The sequence below is a fragment of the Amycolatopsis sp. A1MSW2902 genome (assembly GCF_017312175.1).
GTDB classification, from domain to species: Bacteria; Actinomycetota; Actinomycetes; order Mycobacteriales; family Pseudonocardiaceae; genus Amycolatopsis; species Amycolatopsis nivea.
On the sequence record NZ_QJPO01000001.1, the window covers coordinates 3108104 to 3122388 of the forward strand.

A 14285-nucleotide genomic window follows, 5' to 3' on the forward strand; every position below is an offset into this window, starting at 1 on the left:
TCACGCCGCCTCCTGCTCGGTCAGCTGCGAAAGCACGATTTCCCGATAGGTTTCGTTGGTGTCCATCAGCTCGTGGTGGGTTCCGGTGCCGACGACGCGGCCGTCGTCGAGCACGATGATCCGGTCCGCGCCGCGGATCGTGCTGACCCGCTGCGCGACGATGACGACCGTCGCGTCCCGGGTTTCTTCGGTGAGCGCGCGGCGCAGCGCGGCGTCGGTGGCGTAGTCGAGCGCGCTGAACGAATCGTCGAACAGGTAGATCTCCGGCCGGTGCACCAGCATCCGCGCGATCGCGAGCCGCTGCCGCTGCCCGCCCGAGACGTTGGTGCCGCCCTGGGCGATGGGGGAGTCGAGGCCCTGTTCCATCCGTTCGACGAAGTCCTTGCCTTGCGCGACTTCCAGCGCGTGCCAGAGCTCTTCGTCCGTCGCGTCCGGATTGCCGTAGCGGAGGTTGCTGGCGACCGTTCCGGCGAACAGGTACGGCTTCTGCGGCACCATGCTGACCACCGACGACAGCACCGTCGGGTCAAGCCGGCGCACGTCGACGCCGTCCACCCGGACCGAGCCCTCGGTGGCGTCCATCAGCCGCGGGATGAGGTTGAGCAGCGTCGTCTTGCCGCTGCCCGTGCTGCCGATGATCGCGGTGGTCTCGCCGGGCCGGGCGAACAGGGAGACGTCGTGCAGCACCGGCTTTTCCGCGCCGGGGTACCGGAATCCGACGCCGGTCAGGTCGAGGTGACCGCGCTCGGTCCCGGCCGCGACCGGCTCGTCCGGCGGGCGCACGCTGGACTCGGTGTCCAGCACCTCGGTGATCCGCTCGGCGCTGACCTCCGCGCGCGGCACCATCATGAACATGAAGGTGGCCATCATGACCGCCATCAGGATCTGCAGCAGATAGGCCAGGAACGCGGTGAGCGCGCCGATCTGCATCGCCCCGCTGTCGACCCGCTGCCCGCCGAACCACAGCACGGCGACGCTCGACACGTTCACCACCAGCATCACGGTGGGGAACATCAGCGCGATCAGCCTGCCGACCCGCAGCGACACGGTGAACAGCTCGTCGTTGGCCCGGCCGAAACGCTCGCGCTCGTGCTTGTCCCGCACGAACGCGCGGATCACCCGGATGCCCATGATCTGCTCGCGCATGACCTGGTTGATCCGGTCGAGGCGCACCTGCATGAGCCGGAACGCCGAGCGCATCCGCATGACGATGAGCCCGATCGCGACGCCCAGCACCGGCACGATGACGACGAGCAGCGACGACAGCGGGACGTCCTGCTGCAGCGCGAGCAGGATGCCGCCGACGCACATGATCGGCGCGGACACCATCAGCGTGAAGGTGAGCGCGGCGAGCAGCTGGATCTGCTGGACGTCGTTGGTGGTGCGGGTGATCAGCGACGGCGTGCCGAATTTCCCGATCTCGCGGGCGGAGAACGCCTGCACGCGGTGGAAGACTCCGGCGCGGATGTCGCGGCCGACGGCCGAGGCGGTGCGGGACCCGTAGTAGACGGCCCCGATCGACCCGGCGATCTGCACCAGTGTGATCAGCAGCATCACGCCGCCGATCTTCACGATGTAGCCGGTGTCGCCTTTGACGAGGCCGCCGTCGATGATGTCGGCGTTGAGCGTGGGCAGGTACAGCGCGGCGATCGTCTGCACCAGTTGCAGCGCGACGACGACCCACAGCGCCGCCCGGTAAGGGCGCAGGTAGCTGCGCAACAGTTTGACCAGCACGGTCGGGTACTCCCCCAAAAAAAGTGAATGGCGTCGGTTCGGGTCTAGCGGGCCGCGGCGGGCGCGGCGAGTGCCGGCATCCCGGCGGCTGCCTCCCGCAGGAGGCCGGTGAAGGCCGATACGAACTCTTCGTCGGAGTAGTCCGAATTGAGCCAGGTTTCGAAGGCGATGCGCGAAGCGTTCTGCACAATGCTCGCCATCAGCCGGGCGTGCAACGGATTTGCGTGCTCGCCGGCCCGCTCGGCTATGGCGTCGGCCAGCACCCGCTCGACGGTGGCGAACGCGCGCAGCATCTCGGCGAACAGCGCGCCGTTTTCCATCAGCGCGCGGACCCGCCGCACTTGCTCGCGTTTCGGGCGGTCGTCCTCGTTGAACCGGGTGATCGAGGCGTTGACGACCGCGTCCCACAGCGGCTCGTCGGCTGGCCTCGCCAGGAGCGCTTCGCGCACGTTCTCCTGCCGTTCGACGATGAACGCGCAGACAGCTTCCTCCTTGCTGGAAAAGTAGTTGTTGAAGGTGCGCGGGGAGACGCCCACCTCGTTCGCGATGTCCTCCACCCGCAACTGGTCGACGCCCCGCTCGAGCGCGATCCGGAGCGCGGCTTCGGCGAGTGCCCTCCGCGCGGCTCGTTTCTTGCGCTCGCGCAGGCCCAGGGGTGCGGTGGTGGTCACCGGGTCGAGAGTAGCAGCGAAAGTTGCGCGATGCGAAAAATTATGCGGACCGCGAAAAGTTGCGTTCTCGCAGGGGGTGGGTCGAGGTGCGGGGACGGCGTTCTCGCTGTGCCAGGATGAACACATGTTCGAGGGACTGCGCACGGTCGTGTATCCCGCCGCCGATCTGGCCGCGGCCAAGGAGTGGTGGACGCGGGTGCTCGGGGTGTCGCCGTATTTCGACGAGCCGTTCTACGTCGGGTAGAGCGTCCACGGCTACGAGCTGGCCCTCGATCCGAACGGCCGCGCGGAAAACGGCGACGGTCCGGTGACGTACTGGGCAGTGCCCGACGTGGAAGCCGCCGTGGCGAAGCTGATCGAGGAGGGCGCGGCCGAACACTCAGCGGTGACCGATTTCGGCGGCGGGATCCGCACCGCACTGGTGCGCGCGCCGGACGGGAACCTGGTCGGGGTGATCGAAAACCCGCATTTCCCGGGCACTCCGGCTTGAGAAGAGCGCTGGCCGCGGCCGTCGTGCTGGTGCTGCTCGGCACCGGACTGGTCGCGGCTCAGTCGTCGGCGCCGACGCCGCGGACGTATCTTCTCGGCGCGCTGAACCTGCTGCGGACGCACTCGATGGACCGGGACCGGGTGGACTGGCCGCGCGTGGAGGCCGAGGCGTTGCGTGCCGCGGAAGGGGCTTCGACCTTCTCCGAGACCTATCCGGCGATCCAGACGGTGATCTCCGAACTGGGCAATCAGCACACGAAACTGCTCAGCCCCGCGCAAGCGAAGGCACCGCTCGCGACGACGATCGCGGTGCCGTCGAGCCGGGTCGAGAACGGCGTCGCGATGCTGACGATTCCCGGCCTCATCGCCGACCCGGCGGGCGAGCGCCGGTACATCCAGGCCGGGGCAGCGGCGCTGCGGGCGGTCGAAGCGCAGGCGACGTGCGGATGGATCGTCGATCTCCGCGACGACACCGGCGGCACCATGTGGCCGATGCTGACCGTGCTGGCCCCGTTGCTGGGGGACGGCGTCGCGGGCTCGTTCGCCGGGCCGGGGCTGGCTCCGAAGTTCTGGTCCGTCCGGGACGGGCGATCCTGGTCGGGCGAGCACCCGGGCACGGAAGAGGTCAATCCGGTCCGGCTGAGCCGCCCGGCACCGCAGGTCGCGGTGCTGACGTCGCGTGTCACCGCGAGTTCGGGCGAAGCGACGCTGATCGCCTTCCGCGGGCTCGCCCGGGCCGCGACGTTCGGCGGCCCCACCGCGGGATACGCCACTGGCAACGAAGTCTTCGACCTGGCAGACGGGGCGAAACTGCTCGTCACGAGCGTGGCCGACGTAGACCGGACCGGGCGGGTCTACGGGGCGGTCCCGATCGCGCCCGACTTCCCGACGCAGGACCCGGAGACCGCCGCCGGTGAGTGGCTGCGCACGCGCGGCGCCTGTGCGTAGGGGCCCGGACCTGCGCGGACTGTCGGATTCGGACGATCGCGGCTACGGTGGTCACCGAGCGTGAATACGTACCGGCGGACGGCGGAGGTGCGCGGCATGCGGTCGATGTGGAAGGGCTCGGTGTCCTTCGGGCTGGTCAGCATTCCGATCCAGCTGTACGCGGCGACCGAGAACAAGAACGTGTCGCTGCGCCAGGTGCACGTCGCCGACGGCGGGCGGATCCAGTACAAGCGGTTCTGCTCGATCGACGGCGAGGAGGTGCCCTACTCCGACATCGCCAAGGGCTACGAGCTGCCCGACGGCGAGATGGTCGTGATCACCGACGCCGACCTCGCCGAACTGCCGCTGCCCACCCAGCGTTCGATCGACGTGCTCGAGTTCGTGCCGCTGGAGTCGATCGACCCGATCCGGTTCGACCGCACCTACTACCTGGAGCCGCAGAAGAACGCGGTGAAGCCGTACGTGGTGCTGCGCGACGCGCTGCAGAAGGCGAGCCACGTGGCGATCGCGAAGGTCGCCGTGCGCCAGCGGGAGAGCCTGGCGCTGCTGCGGGTCGTGGACGACGTGCTCGTGATGACCACGATGCTGTGGGCCGACGAGGTCCGGGTCCCGGATTTCCCGTTCCTGCACGAGGATCCGCCGCAGGTCCGCCCGCAGGAGGTGACGATGGCGGGGTCGCTGATCGACTCGCTGTCGGAGCCGGTGTTCGAACCGGAGAAGTACTCGGACTCCTACCGGGAAGCGCTCGAGGCGATGATCGAGGCGAAGGCGGGCGGCGGCGAGACGGTCGGCGCGCCGAAGCAGGGGGAGAAGGCCGAGGTCGTCGACCTGATGGCGGCGCTGGAGGCGAGCGTCTCGGCGGCGAAGAAGACCCGCGGGCCCGCCAAGGAGACGAAGAAGGCCGCCGGCGACGGCAAGGCGGCGGCGAAGAAGCCGGCGTCGCGGGCCCGGCGGCCGAAGAGCGCCTGAGTCCGCCGCGGGGTGTTCCGCGCCGCGGAACAGTGAAATTTCACTGCTGCCGTCCGGAAAATGCCGATCGTCACGCCGGGTGAGCGACTGCGGCGGACTTCACCGGACCGGGGCGCCGACACGCCGCCGGGTATCCTGCGACGGCGAGATTTCCAGTGGTACCAAGGAGGAGTCCGGCCCCGGAGCAACGGGGCCGGGGACCCGAATACCTGAGCGGAAGGCGGCTGAGCATGGAGTGCGCGTTCTGCACGAGCGGCATCGACCACTGTCACGGCACCCTGGTGGTCCACCCGGACCGCGGGTTCAGCGAGTGCACCGATCCGTCCTGCCTCGACCTGGACCGGGTCCGGCACGGCCTGATCATCGACTGTCACACCCTCGACGCGGGGTGCGCCTGCACCGGAGCGGAGAAATCCCTGCTGCGGCAGGCTTCCTGACCGTCGCCGGGGCCCCGGCCGCCACGCTGCGCGGCCGGGGCGGCTTTACCCGATCGGGTAGCTTGCCGTGTACAAGCTGCTTGGCGATGTGCTAACACTACCGGGGGTCCTTCGGCTCTCCCTCCCCCTCGGAGCCGGAGGACCCCTTTTTTCCCGGCGAGGCCGGCGGCGCGGTCAGTAGCGGTAATGGTCCAGTTTGTACGGTCCGTCCACGTCGACGCCGATGTACTCCGCCTGTTCCTTGCTCAGCTTGGTCAGCCGGACGCCGAGCGCGTCCAGGTGCAGCCGCGCGACCTTCTCGTCCAGGTGCTTCGGCAGCCGGTACACGTCGTTCGCGTACTCGCCGGGCTTGGCGAACAGTTCGATCTGCGCGAGCACCTGGTTCGCGAACGACGAGGACATCACGAACGACGGGTGCCCGGTCGCGTTGCCGAGGTTCATCAGCCTGCCCTCGGACAGCACGATGATCGCGTGCCCGTCCGGGAACCGCCACGTGTGCACCTGCGGTTTGACCTCGGTCTTGACGATGCCCGGGACCTTCGCCAGCCCGGCCATGTCGATCTCGTTGTCGAAGTGGCCGACGTTCGCCACGATCGCCTGGTGCTTCATCCGCCCCATCTGTGCGGCGGAGATGATCCCGAAGTTGCCGGTGGTGGTGAGGAAAATGTCGGCGCGCTCGACGACGTCGTCGAGTTCGACCACGTCGAGGCCGTCCATCGCGGCCTGCAGCGCGCAGATCGGGTCGATCTCGGTCACCACGACGCGCGCGCCCTGTCCGCACAGCGCCTCCGCCGCGCCCTTGCCGACGTCGCCGTACCCGCACACGACGGCGTACTTCCCGCCGATCATCACGTCCGTGCCGCGGTTGAGGCCGTCCGGGAGCGAATGGCGGATTCCGTACCTGTTGTCGAACTTCGACTTCGTGACCGAGTCGTTCACGTTCATCGCCGGGAACAGCAGTTCGCCGGCGGCCGCGAGCTGGTACAGCCGGTTCACGACAGCCGTGGTCTCCTCGGTGACCCCGCGCATCGCGCCGGCGATCCGGGTGAACCGCTGCGGGTCCTCGGCGAGGCTGGCCGCGAGGGTGCGCAGCAGGATCCGGTAGTCCTCCGGGTCGTCTTCGTGCGCGGCGGGCACCGCGCCGGCCTTCTCGAACTCGGCTCCCTTGTGGACGAGCAGGGTCGCGTCGCCGCCGTCGTCCAGGATCATGTTCGGCAGTTCGCCGCCGGGAAAACGGAAAAGCTGGTCGGTGCACCACCAGTATTCGTCGAGGGTCTCGCCCTTCCACGCGAATACCGCGGTGCCCTCGGGACGCTCCGGCGTGCCGTTCGGCCCGACGACGACCGCCGCGGCCGCCTCGTCCTGGGTGGAGAAGATGTTGCAGGACACCCAGCGCACCTCGGCGCCGAGCGTGACGAGCGTTTCGATCAGCACCGCGGTCTGCACGGTCATGTGCAGCGAGCCCGCGATGCGCGCGCCCTTGAGCGGCTGGGAGTCCGCGAACTCGCGGCGCAGCGCCATCAGGCCGGGCATTTCGTGCTCGGCGAGGTCGAGCTGGATGCGTCCGGCCGCGGCGAGCGACAGGTCGGCGACCGCGAACTCCAAGGCGTCGACGGTACGCAGGGTGGGCGACATTTTTCCGTTCCTTTCAGGGGTTTTCGGGCATAGCGGAGCACGGGCACCGTGCCGGTGCCCGGAAAAGGGAGGCGCGCGCGGTGCGGACCAGGCCAGAATGGCGGGCATGGCAGAGCGCGCGTTGAGTTTTGGGGCAGTGGCGGAGGCGTACGAGCGGTACCGCCCGGGATATCCCGCCGAGTTAGCCGAAAAGGTGCTGGACTACGCGGGTGCGCCGGTCGCCGACGCCCTCGAAATCGGGGCGGGGACAGGGAAAGCGACCCGGTTGTTCGCGGGACGGGGGATCGCGGTCACCGCGACCGATCCGGATCCGGCGATGCTCGCCGAACTGCGCAAGCACCTGCCCGCCGACGTCGAGACCCGTCGCGGCGCACTGGAGGACCTGCGACCGGACCGGCAGTACGGGCTGGTGTACTCGGCCGCGGCGCTGCACTGGACGGACCCGGCCGGGCGGTGGCCGCGCATCGCCGCCCTGCTCGCGCCGGGCGGGGTGTTCGCGTCGATCGGCGGGCCGATCGGGCCGGCGGATCCCGTTGTGCGGAAAGCGGTCGACGACGCTCAGGCCCCGTTCCTGGAGAGCGCTGAGGTCCCGTCGCCGGACGGCACGCCGCCGGAGAACGCACTGCAGTGGCCGGGCACGGAACTCGAGCAGTCCGAGTTGTTCGCCGACGTCCGGCAGGTCGTCGTCCAGGAACGGATGACGGTGAGCGCGGACGAGCTGATCGGTCTGTTCTCCACGGTTTCGGCGTACCTGGTGCTGCCGATTTCGGTGCGGGAGCAGGTTTTCTCGCGGATCCGGCAGGTCTTGCCGGAGACGGTCGACCTGGTCGCCGACCACACGGCCCACCTCGCGCGACGGCGCTGAGGCGGCCGGGACAACCAGTGGCACGCGACACCTCCTGAACCAGGAGGCGCCCTTCTCTCGAAGTCCCGCGGGCCGAGCGTGGCGGGGAAACCCCGTCGCAGCGCCTCTCGGCCCGGAGCCGCGCCCCGGCGGGCGCGTCGGTTTCCACCTTGGCAAGCCCGGTCGGGACCTGTCAAGCGCGCGGGAATTCGGCGCGGACGCCGAGCAGCCGCACCGGTTTGCCGAAAGCGAAGCGGCCCAACAGGTCTTGCGCCGCCGCGGCGAGCACCGCCGGATCCGACGACGGTGCGGGCAGCGTCACGCTGTGGGTGTGGGTGAGGAACGGCGCGAACCGCACCTTGACCGCGACGCGCGCCGCGGGACGTCCCTCGTCGGCGACGTCCTGCGCGACGCGTCCGGCCAGGGTCGCGGTCTCCCTGGCGATGGCGTCCGGGTCGGTGAGGTCTTGCTGGAATGTCGTTTCCCTGCTTCGGGAACGCGCGACGTACGGGGTCGCGCTCACCTCGGCGTCGCCGATGCCGCCGGCCAGCAGCCGGTACCACGGACCCAGCTTCGGACCGAACCGCGCGGCGAGCGCGTCCGGGTCGGCGGCGGCGAGGGCGAGCACGGTGGAATACCCGGCTTCGGCGAGTTTCTTCGCGGTTTTCCGGCCGATTCCCCATAACGCGTCAGTGGGCCGTTCCGCCATGACGTCCCACCAGTTTTCCTGGGTGAGCCGGTAAATTCCGGCCGGCTTCGCGAACCCGGTCGCGAGTTTGGCGCGGAGTTTGTTGTCGCCGATTCCGACCGACGACGAGAGACCGGTTTCCTCCTCGATGCCGCGCCGGATTTCGGCGGCGAGCGCTTCGGGATCGTCGGCGGTCGCGCCGAGGAAGGCTTCGTCCCAGCCGAGCACCTCGACGACCACCGGGAACTCCCGCAGCCGAGCCATGACGCGGTCGGAGACCTCCTGGTACGCCGGGGCGTCGACGGGGAGCAGGACGGCGTCCGGGCAGCGTTTGACGGCCAGCCGCAGCGGCATGCCGGAATCGACGCCGAACTCGCGCGCTTCGTACGACGCGGTCGCCACGACGGCGCGCTCGGCCGGATCGCCGTTCCCGCCGACGATCACCGGCCGCCCGCGCAGCTCCGGCCGCCGAGCGACCTCGACGGCGGCGATGAACTGGTCGAGGTCGACGTGCAGCACCCAATCGGACACTGGACCAGTGTGCGGTGCGCGGGCACGGCGGCGCATCCGGAGGTGCCGGGCCGGTTGGTCGCGTGGTGTCCCCGCGGGAAGTACGTGAGGGGAACCCTGGGGGAATCAGATTCCCGGAGGGTGGCCCTCACGGACTTCTCCGGGCCGATTGGGCGTGGTCACCCGCGGCAGCGCGCGACGTGCGCCGCGACCCCGCCCGCCGCGGCGAAGAGGGCACAGACGGTCAGCGCCGGGCTCGACGCGGCGATCCCGGCGACCAGGAGACCGCACGCGGCGACGTCCAGCAGGATCGCGAACGCGGTCAGCAGCGCGGCGGAGCGGGCCGGTTTGCCGCGGCGCAGGGCGGCGGCCAGCTCCGGGTCGCTGGTTTCGAACCAGCGCTCGATCTTGTCCAGCTCGACGCGTTCGTGGTGACTGAGCATGGAGTCTCCTTGGGCGGCCCGCGTGCCGTCCCCGAGGAAGTACCCGCCCCGTGCGCTGGTGAACCGCGTCACCCTCGATTCACCCGACTGCTCGAACTCCGCGCGGAATCCGGCGGTTCCGGTCACGGTGCGCGGTCGGCTGGACCGTCCACAAAGGTCACGGAGCGCAAGCGGGCTCCGGTCCGGTGTAGCCCTCCCGTGACGAATCGTCGATGCCGACCTCGCACGGGATCGACGGGTCCACGCGGTTGCCTTCGACGTGGGCTCCCGTGGAGTGGATGGCCAGGCCGATCGCGTGGTCCGGGCCCGCCGCGAAGGTGTTGCCGGTGATGGTGGCCTGCTGTACGTCCTCGAACATCAGCGTCTGCGACGCCACGAGCGTTTCGCAGAAATTGTCCTTGATCAGGAAATCCGTGGTGTGGCCTTTTCCGTCGCCTTCGCCGTCGTTCGGGCCTTCCGCCATCAAGCACATATTGTCGATTTTCTCGCAGCGGTTTCCTTCGATCCGGACGTGATTGCTCGGCGGGCTGTCGCTGGAGAAGGTCTGCATGCAGTCGGCGTGCGCGCCGTCGCGGTTCGAGGTCTGGCTGATCGTGTTGTGCTCGATGGCGATGTAGTCGCCGAAGAACCGGATGCCGTCGCCGTCTCCGCCGTGCGGGGCGGTGATTCTGGTGTTCTTCAGCGTCACGTGGTCGCCGCGGATTTCCACGCCGGGCGCGGACGGTCTTTCGAGGGTGAATCCGTCGACGACGACCCAGTCGGCGTCGACGTCGATGCCGGGGACGGATCTTCCGCCGCCGGAATAGACGCGCGGGTGGTCCGGCGTGCCGCCCGCGGTGATGTGCAGCCGGGAACCGGCGTGCGCGGACGGGGCGAAAGCCGCGGCCAGCACTGTGGTGACGGCCAGGACGAGGGTGCGCATGGGTCTCCTCTTCTTCGCTCGGACGGGGGTCGCGGCGAAGATAGGGCCGGACGGCGGGAGGGGTCCCCGGGCCGCTTCCGGCGAACGCGCGTGATGCAGTATCGTTACTGCGAGTTACCTCACAGGGGTCGGACCACGCCGAGGGGAGCGTCGGTGCACGGGGACCAGCTCATCGCGGACCGGTACCGGCTGCTGGAGCGCGTCGGCAGCGGCGGCATGGGCGTCGTCTGGCGGGCGCGCGACGACCGGCTCGGCCGGGAGGTGGCGCTCAAGCAGGCCCGGCTGTCCGACGTGGTGAGCGGGCGGACGCTGCGCCGCGAGGCCCGGCTGGCGGCCGGGGTGCTGCACCCGAACGTGGTCACCTTCTTCGACGTCGCCGCCGACGGGGACGAGCTGTGGCTCGTGATGGAATACGTCCCGGCGCGCAGCCTCGCGGAAATCCTCGCCGCGGAAGGGAGACTGCCGGCGCGCACGGTCGCCGAGATCGGCGTGCAGATCGCGGCGGCGCTCGGCGCGGTGCACGCGCACGGCATCGTGCACCGCGACGTCAAGCCGGGCAACGTCCTGATCGCCGCCGACGGCCGCGCGAAGCTCACCGATTTCGGCATCTCCCGTTCGGTCCGCACGGACGAGACGGTCACCGATTCGCCGCTCATCGGCGGCACGCCGGACTACCTCGCCCCGGAGGTCGCGCAAGGGCATCCGCCCACCGCGGCGTCGGACATTTTTTCCTTGGGGGCAACGCTTTTCGCCGCCGTCGAGGGCGCGCCGCCGTTCTCCGGCGGCAACGAGTACGCGACCATCCGCCGGGTCGCCGAGGGCGCGGTCCCGCGGGCGCGGCACGCGGACGGTCTCGCGCCGGCGCTGGAACTGCTGATGCGGCGCGACCCCGCCGAACGCCCGACCGCGGTGCCGGCGGGGAACTGCTCGCGGAGGGAATCGACGCGCTGCCGGTCGATGTGCCGAAACGGCGGCGCACCCGGCGCGGGCTGCTGCTCGCCGGAGTGGCGGCCGCGGCGCGGGCTGCTGCTCGCCGGAGTGGCGGCCGCGGCGGTGGCGGTCGTCGTCGCCACGTATTTCGTGACGCGCCCGGCCAAGACCGAGGCGACTCCGCCGCCGGCGCAGCCGAAGCTCGGAATCGGTCCCGACCCGCGGGCCGCCGACCCGTGCCGACTGGTCGATCCCGCGCCGCTCAAGCCGTTCGGCGATCCGGAAGTGGTTCCCGACTACGGGAACTTCAACCGCTGCGACGTGCTCCTGCATCACGGCGACCGCGAAGCGGACGTCCTGGTGGAGCTGGAGGACCCGCCCGGTTCCGCGATCGAGGGCGCGCAGTCGAAGTCGGGTCCGTTCGCGGTTTTCGCCGCGTCGTCGCCGGACCAGTGCGAGCGGACGATCCAGTTGCAGGATCGATTCGCGGTGAAGGTCACGGCCAAGCAGAACGACGGGTACCACCTCGACCTCTGCCGGGCCGCCGACACCGCGGTCGCTTCGGCGACGAAAGCCATGGCCGCGGCTGGGGTTCCGCCGCGCGCGACGGCGTTCCCGGCGGGTTCGCTGGCGTACGTGGACGCGTGCTCGCTGCTGGACTCGATCGGGATCTCCGCCACGGCCGGGGTCGCCGCCCCGGTCCGGATCGAGCGCGGCTTCGGCGGCTGGTGGTGCGACTGGAAGAGCCCGGCGAGCGACCGTTCGGTCACCGTCATGTTCGACCGGGACCAGCCGCCGGACAGCACGACCGGCCAGCTCGTGCAGGTCGGCGGGCACGACGCGTATCTCAAGACCGACGAGTTCGCCGAGAACACCTGCCAGGCGGTCCTCGTCTACCGTTCCTACACCGACGCGCACGGGGACCAGAGGGTGGAACGCCTTCGGGTCGTGGTGCACGGAAAACCGCCCTCGGAACGGCTGTGCGCGCCGGTGTCCACATTGGCCGGTTCGCTGGCCGGAAAGCTGCCGAAGACATGACCGCGTTTCCCGGCGGCCCGCCGGAAGAGCTGGGCCCGGACCACGGCAGCCTCGCGCACGGCGTCCCGCCCTCGCCGCCGGGCACGATCTTCGCGCTCGCGGTGACCGGCGGCGTGCGGATGCCGCCGCGCGACGGCAGGCAGGTGCTGTTCGGGCGCAACCGCGACGACGTGCACGTGTGCGTCGGCGAGGACGACCGGAAGGTCAGCCGGCAGCAGGGGTTCCTGGTGCGCCGCCGGGATTGCTGGTGGATCCACAACACCGGGAAGCTGCCGATCCGGCTGCCCGGTTCGCGGCTGCTGTTCCCCGAGGAGGAACCGGTGCCGCTGGCCGAGGGCTACACCGCGGCGTTCGTGCGCGGTTCGGCCGGGCGCGAGCACCTGCTGGAGGTGTACGTCGCCGGCGCGGACGGGCGCCGCCCGGATTCGCGGCCGCAGGACGTCACCGAACCGCCGCGGATGTGGCGGCTGACGCCAGACGAACGGCTCGTCCTCGTCTCGCTCGCGCAGCGGTATCTGCTGCAGGACCAGTACCCGCAGCCGCTCGCGTGGCGGCAGGTGGCGGCGCAGCTGTCCGAGCTGAAACCGGAGGGGCGCTGGAGCGGCAAGCGCGTCGAGCATCTCGTCGGCGCCGTGCGCGCCCGGCTGGCCCGCGCCGGGGTGGCCGGGTTGACCAGGGAAGAGGTCGGCGAACCGGTCGGGAACGCGCTCAACGACAACCTCATCAAGGAACTCCTGCTGTCGACGTCGCTGGTGCCGCCGGACCTGGCTTTGCTCGAACCCGGCGACGATCCGGGAGGGGTCCCGGCCCCGCCTGCTTGACTCGCGGTGCGCGGCGGATCCGGCCCCGCGCCCCCGGCGGGCCGTCGCGGCCGACCGGGGTCCGGCAGCGGCTCCGCAGGGGGTGTCCGTGGCAGGGGAGGCGATGCGGACGCTGCCCGCGGGACACCCGAGCCTCGCGCTCGGGTTCGCGTCGCCGCCGGGCACGCTGGTGGTGCTGGGACGCGCGGGGGGAGTCCTGGTGCCGCCGGCGGCGCGGTGCCCGGTCACGTTCGGGCGGAACACCGCCGAGGTGACGGTGCCGCTCGGCGAGGACGACCGCCGGGTCAGCCGCCGCCACGGCGTGCTGGAGCGGCACGCGGGCCGGTGGTGGGTGCGGGCGACCGGCAAGGTGCCGCTGCGGCTGCCGCGGTCGCGGCTCGTGTTCGCCGGGGCCGCGCCGGTTCCGCTGCCGCCCGGCTATCTCCCGGTGTACGCGCGCGGTTCGGGGGACCGCGAGCACGTGCTGGAGATCCGGATCGCCGACGGGACGCCGTCGCCGGTCCCGGCCGGGCGGCTGCGGCCGGACGAACGGCTCGTTCTCGCGATGGTGGCGCGCGCGTTCCTGCGGCGGGAGGAACGGCCGCGCCCGGTGCCGGTCCCGCTGGCCGCGAGCCGGTTGTCCGCGCTGGACCCGGACGGCGGATGGACCGCGGAAACGGTGGCGGGGGTGCTGGATTCGGTGCGGTTCCGGTTCCGGCCGGGCTCTCCGGACGAGGATCTGGTGGCGGCGCTCGTTTCGGCCGCGGTGCTGGTGCCGCCGGACCTGGCGCTGCTTTCGCCCGAGCTACCGCCGGTGGGGGAGGAAGGGTGGATGCCGTCCACGTGGGGGAGTTAGCCGGTCGTCCGGCCCGGCGGAGCGGAGTACGCTTGCCGCGGCCGCGATCCCGGTGCGGCCCAGATGGGCGATCGGGCACCGGACACCGGGAGTTTCCGCCGCCCGCGCCCGTACCAGGCGATGTCGCTCCCGGATGGGCGGGGGAGCCGCAGAGGTCCGTGAGGGGAACCCTCACGGAATCAGATTCCGTGAGGGTTCCCCTCACGGACAGCTCGGTCGGGGTGCGGGCGGGGCAGGTTCGCGGGGGCGATGCCTGCGAAGCGATGCGGATCATCGGCCGTCGGCGCTGCCCTCGCCGCTGAGAAACCTCATCGGGCGGAAGCCAGCCATCCGGGGAACGAGCCGTGCGGGATCGGCGGCGAACAATTCCC

15 protein-coding genes and 1 riboswitch are annotated in these 14285 nt (G+C 70.8%); of the genes, 9 read left to right on the plus strand and 6 right to left on the minus strand.

Features of this window, described 5'->3' with window-relative positions; genetic code table 11:
- Together DMP23_RS14170 and DMP23_RS14175 are read right to left on the minus strand one after the other, a co-directional pair.
- Positions 1–1734: an ABC transporter ATP-binding protein gene (locus DMP23_RS14170; RefSeq protein ID WP_337821284.1), complete on the minus strand. Its 1734-nt coding sequence runs from the start codon at positions 1732–1734 to the stop codon at positions 1–3.
- 44 nt (positions 1735–1778) lie between these two features.
- The gene (locus DMP23_RS14175; protein ID WP_037811329.1) at positions 1779–2405 is read right to left on the minus strand and encodes a TetR/AcrR family transcriptional regulator; all 627 of its coding nucleotides are present in this window, start codon (positions 2403–2405) and stop codon (positions 1779–1781) included.
- Between the two features lie 124 nt (positions 2406–2529).
- On the opposite strand from DMP23_RS14175, the gene DMP23_RS48045 reads away from it, so the two are divergent.
- From DMP23_RS48045 to DMP23_RS14195, 5 genes are all read left to right on the plus strand, one after another.
- On the plus strand, positions 2530–2649 hold the full coding sequence (locus tag DMP23_RS48045) for a VOC family protein (protein ID WP_443111267.1): 120 nt from the start codon (positions 2530–2532) through the stop codon (positions 2647–2649).
- A 63-nt stretch (positions 2650–2712) separates the two neighbouring features.
- Positions 2713–2895 carry a VOC family protein gene (locus DMP23_RS14180; protein WP_337821285.1) on the plus strand — a complete coding sequence of 61 codons (183 nt, stop codon included), beginning with the start codon at positions 2713–2715 and terminating at the stop codon, positions 2893–2895.
- Positions 2892–3842 carry a S41 family peptidase gene (locus tag DMP23_RS14185; RefSeq protein WP_134727327.1) on the plus strand — a complete coding sequence of 317 codons (951 nt, stop codon included), beginning with the start codon at positions 2892–2894 and terminating at the stop codon, positions 3840–3842. The genes DMP23_RS14180 and DMP23_RS14185 overlap by 4 nt, the downstream gene beginning before the upstream one ends.
- Before the next feature lie 96 nt (positions 3843–3938).
- On the plus strand, positions 3939–4811 hold the full coding sequence (gene ku, locus DMP23_RS14190) for a non-homologous end joining protein Ku (protein ID WP_037811333.1): 873 nt from the start codon (positions 3939–3941) through the stop codon (positions 4809–4811).
- Positions 4812–5041: 230 nt separating this feature from the next.
- Positions 5042–5248, plus strand: a complete 207-nt coding sequence (locus DMP23_RS14195) for a hypothetical protein (RefSeq protein WP_037811335.1) — start codon at positions 5042–5044, stop codon at positions 5246–5248.
- Positions 5249–5422: 174 nt separating this feature from the next.
- Here the strand turns inward: DMP23_RS14195 and ahcY are convergent, their stop codons facing one another.
- Positions 5423–6883 carry an adenosylhomocysteinase gene (ahcY, locus tag DMP23_RS14200; RefSeq protein ID WP_337821286.1) on the minus strand — a complete coding sequence of 487 codons (1461 nt, stop codon included), beginning with the start codon at positions 6881–6883 and terminating at the stop codon, positions 5423–5425.
- 106 nt (positions 6884–6989) lie between these two features.
- Here ahcY and DMP23_RS14205 point away from each other — a divergent pair, with 106 nt between their 5' ends.
- Positions 6990–7748 (plus strand): class I SAM-dependent methyltransferase, encoded by a 759-nt coding sequence (locus DMP23_RS14205; RefSeq protein WP_275294165.1) that lies wholly within the window; start codon positions 6990–6992, stop codon positions 7746–7748.
- A 37-nt stretch (positions 7749–7785) separates the two neighbouring features.
- A riboswitch (S-adenosyl-L-homocysteine riboswitch) is annotated at positions 7786–7863 on the minus strand.
- A gap of 57 nt (positions 7864–7920) precedes the next feature.
- On the opposite strand, the gene DMP23_RS14210 is transcribed toward DMP23_RS14205, so the two are convergent.
- The 3 genes from DMP23_RS14210 to DMP23_RS14220 form a co-directional block, all read right to left on the minus strand.
- Complete coding sequence (locus DMP23_RS14210) at positions 7921–8982, minus strand: DNA polymerase IV (RefSeq protein ID WP_337821287.1); 1062 nt, start codon at positions 8980–8982, stop codon at positions 7921–7923.
- 122 nt (positions 8983–9104) lie between these two features.
- The gene (locus DMP23_RS14215) at positions 9105–9368 is read right to left on the minus strand and encodes a DUF3040 domain-containing protein (RefSeq protein ID WP_037811598.1); all 264 of its coding nucleotides are present in this window, start codon (positions 9366–9368) and stop codon (positions 9105–9107) included.
- A gap of 157 nt (positions 9369–9525) precedes the next feature.
- Positions 9526–10290, minus strand: coding sequence for a right-handed parallel beta-helix repeat-containing protein (locus tag DMP23_RS14220; RefSeq protein WP_337821288.1), 765 nt, complete (start codon positions 10288–10290; stop codon positions 9526–9528).
- A gap of 153 nt (positions 10291–10443) precedes the next feature.
- Between DMP23_RS14220 and DMP23_RS14225 the strand changes: the two genes are divergently transcribed.
- From DMP23_RS14225 to DMP23_RS14235, 3 genes are all read left to right on the plus strand, one after another.
- A complete protein-coding gene (locus DMP23_RS14225; RefSeq protein ID WP_337821289.1) occupies positions 10444–12258 on the plus strand; it encodes a serine/threonine-protein kinase in 1815 nt (604 codons plus the stop codon).
- The gene (locus DMP23_RS14230; protein ID WP_051728843.1) at positions 12255–13079 is read left to right on the plus strand and encodes a hypothetical protein; all 825 of its coding nucleotides are present in this window, start codon (positions 12255–12257) and stop codon (positions 13077–13079) included. Before DMP23_RS14225 ends, DMP23_RS14230 begins: the two co-directional genes overlap by 4 nt.
- Positions 13080–13167: 88 nt before the next feature.
- A complete protein-coding gene (locus tag DMP23_RS14235) occupies positions 13168–13914 on the plus strand; it encodes an FHA domain-containing protein (RefSeq protein WP_337821290.1) in 747 nt (248 codons plus the stop codon).
- Positions 13915–14285: the final 371 nt, after the last annotated feature.